Raw genomic sequence first — 365 nt, forward strand, 5'->3', positions numbered from 1 at the left:
AACGTCCCCAGCGCCTCCTCGGCGGTATAACCGAACAGCTCCTCCGCCTGCGGGCTCCAGAAGACGATCCGCCCACTGTCATCGAGTACCACCGCAGCCAGGCTCAGCAAATCCAGCAGCCCGCTCGGCGCGGATGCCGCACCTGGCAGGCCCAGCCCGGCCAGGAACGCATCGGTCGTACTCATCCCCGGGCACCCCTTCCGCTCGCCTCCACGGCGGCAGTTCCGTCCGGCCCAGCCCGTAGCTGCTCCTTCCGCCTCGCTGCGGCCCCTCCATCGTCTCTCCGAACCCGATACCCAGCACTCCACCGCCGATGCGCGGTCGTGGGTGCGGTGAAGCGGAAGGCCATCGTCGACCCACCGGAC

At 69.6% G+C, this 365-nt stretch carries 1 protein-coding gene; it reads right to left on the bottom strand.

What is annotated here, in order from left to right:
* Positions 1 to 185, bottom strand: a 185-nt coding sequence (locus AC1DYK_RS36340; RefSeq protein WP_478170680.1) for a PAS domain S-box protein, incomplete at its 3' end; no start/stop codon positions are given.
* Between the last annotated feature and the right edge of the window lie 180 nt (positions 186 to 365).

This window comes from Variovorax sp. P2_H12 (assembly GCF_056403395.1).